The sequence below is a fragment of the Kytococcus sp. HMSC28H12 genome (genome assembly GCF_001816045.1).
Taxonomy (GTDB): Bacteria; Actinomycetota; Actinomycetes; order Actinomycetales; family Dermatophilaceae; genus Kytococcus; species Kytococcus schroeteri.
In genome coordinates this window covers 1-2727 of sequence record NZ_KV824418.1, presented here as the reverse complement: position 1 = coordinate 2727, position 2727 = coordinate 1, and the positions used below count along the sequence as shown (strand labels likewise).

Sequence of the window (2727 nt, the reverse complement as noted above, 5' to 3'; positions counted from 1 at the left end):
CCTCGGGGGAGCCCACGGCTGCCAGCGCGTCGGCGCGTTCGCCGTCGGCCGGGCGGCGCAGCGGCATGGTGCGGGCCACGAGGCGGGGGTCAGGGTGGGCCGGGCCGTCCACGGCCACCTCCAGGGGCAGGCGCGGGTCGCCGGTGGGGGCCACCGTGACCACGACCGGCACCGCGGGGACGTCGGGGGCCGGGTCGCCCGTGGTCGGGGCGTCGGCCTCGTCCTCCTCCGGCGTGGGCGGGCCGACGAGCCCCTCCACGTGCTGGGTGAACGACGCCCGCGAGTAGCGCTCGGCCACCACGCGCAGCTGGTGCTCCACCCGTTCCCGGTAGGCGACCGGGTCGGCCAGCAGGCGCTGCACCACCGCCGGCACCTCGTCGGGCTCGGCGTAGAGCAGCAGGTCGCCGAAGGTCTCGCGGTGCTTGGGGATGGTCACCACCGGCACGCCGCTGGCCGCGGCCTCGAGCAGGGTGCGGCCGAAGGCCTCGTGGGCGTCCGGGTTGTCCACGTAGACGAACACGTCCGTGCCGGCCAGGAACTCCTCCACCGGCATCGCGCCGTGGGGCAGCAGCTCCCAGGCGGGCTGCGGGGCGGGGCGGCCGGCGGCCGTGGCCTCGGCGCGCAGGCGCTTGACCGTGCGCGGGGCGCCCATCATCCGTACGTGCACGCCCGGGCCGAGGTCGTAGGCCGCGGCGAGCGTCTCCCAGGTGGTGGGGAACTTGATGCGGTCGTCGCGCGAGTAGCGGCCCACCACGGGCACCGTCGGCAGCGGCGCGTCGGGGTCGCGGGTGGGCCAGGTGGCGGTGTCCACCAGGCCCGGGTCGTCCCAGTCGGTGAGCGCGGTCGTGTGCTCGCGCAGGATGGTGCGGATGCTGGGGCCCTGCGGCGCCCACAACGGTTCGGTGCCGAAGAGTTCGCGGGCGTGCGCCTCCACCGTCGGCACGGTGTAGCGCTGGTCCGTGCCGTCGCGCTCGGCGGGGGCCTGGTTGGCCACGATCACCAGGTGGCGGGGCCGGACGGCGGACGGCTGGCCGTGCTTGTCCACTGGCGCGTGCGGCGGGTACTGCAGGATCGGCGGGTAGCGCAGCAACAGCAGGTCCACGTCCACCGCGTCGTCCAGGTGCACCAGGCGCACGCGTCCGGCATCGAGGAGCTCCTGCACCGGCGCGCACAGCGGGTCGTCGGTGGTGCGCATGAAGCGCAGCGCCTCCAGGTGCATGACGCCCACGGAGTGCCCGGCCTCGAGCAGGCTGTGGATCTCCTCCATCATCGAGCGCTGCGGACCGCCGTAGCGGCGCCAGTCACCGGCCACCACCACCTCCACGTGGGGGCGGGCGGCCTCGGGGACCTTCACCGCCGAGCTCCAGCGGTGCGGGCCGGCGATCCGTGGCGGGCCGTCGGGGTCCAGCCAGGGGTCGTCGCCCTGCTTGATGGCGGCGTGCCAGCTGGCGTACGCGTTCTTGTACTCGTGGCGCGAGGAGTGGCGCCAGCCGCGGGTGAAGTCCGCCGCGGAGAGCGAGCCCGCGTCGGTGCGCATGAGCACCAGCACGTGCTCGGTCTGCAGCACCTCGGCGCCGGTGGCGGCCTCCAACCGGCGCGCGTACTCGGTGTCGGCGGCCTTGCGCACGGGGTCGAAGAAGCCGATGCGGGAGACGCCGCCCACCATCGGCACCATGAGCGAGGGGGCGCAGGAGATGGCGCCCGGGTAGCCGGGGCGGGTGATGCGCAGGTCGTCGCCGATGCGCAGGGCGCGCTGCCGGGTGGCGATGGCGGGGGCCAGCGACGGGTCGTCCGGCGTGAGCAGCGGGCGCACACCGGCCTCGAGCAGCTCCGGGTGGGCCCAGTCGTCGCTGTCGAGCACCACGATGGCGTCGCCCGTGGCGCGGCGGATGGCCGTGTTGCGGCAGCGGTAGGTGCCGCCGTTGACGGCCTTGCGCACCACGTGGATGCGGGGGTCCAGGTCCTCGATGGCCTCGAGCACGCCGGGGGTGGGGGCCGGGGAGGCGTCGTCGACGACGAGCAGCTCCCAGTTCTGCCAGGTCTGCGACACCATCGAGCGGGCGGCCAGGAGCACCTCCGGGCCGGGGTTGAACGCGCTCATGATGACGGTGACGCGGAAGGGGTGGTCCACCGGCGTGCCGCCCTCGCCGACGAGGCGGTCGAAGGGGGTGCGCAGCAGGCTGTCGGCGTCCAGGCCGTGGCCGGCCAGCCAGGCGCGGTCGAACAGGTCGTCCACGTCGCCCAGGCGCACCGTGGCGCCCAGCCCGGCGCCGAGGCGGCCGGAGAACTCCTGCCACCAGCGCTCGTGGGCGGCGGGCTCGGGGCGGGCACCCACCCCGCTGCCGTCGGCGGTGCGCCACGGGTTGAGCAGGTCGATGGCGGAGAGCTCGCTGGGCTCGGGGGTGCCGGCGCCCCGGTCGATGACGGTGCGGGCCCGCTCGGCGTCGCCGGGGGCCTGCCGGACCACGAGCAGCTGGGACCACAGGTCCGCGGCCGCCTTGGCCGGGTGCCTGCCGTCGCTCAGCGTGTGGGCCAGGGAGAACAGGCCCAGGGCGGCCGAGACGTCCTCGGGCGTGGCGAGTTGCAGCGCCACCACGCGGGCGTACTGGGTGAGCAGCGCCGGGTCCGGGTCCGGCAGGGCGCCGGTGGCCTCGGGCGCGTCGGTGGGCAGCTCCCCGGCATCGATGCGGCGGCCCAGGTCCTCCAGCTGCGCGGGCGTGGTGCCCT

Annotated in this window: 1 protein-coding gene; it reads right to left on the bottom strand. The window is 75.8% G+C overall.

Annotated elements, in window-relative coordinates; translation table 11 throughout:
* On the bottom strand, positions 1-2727 hold a 2727-nt coding region (locus HMPREF3099_RS05485), incomplete at both ends, for a glycosyltransferase (RefSeq protein WP_070705024.1).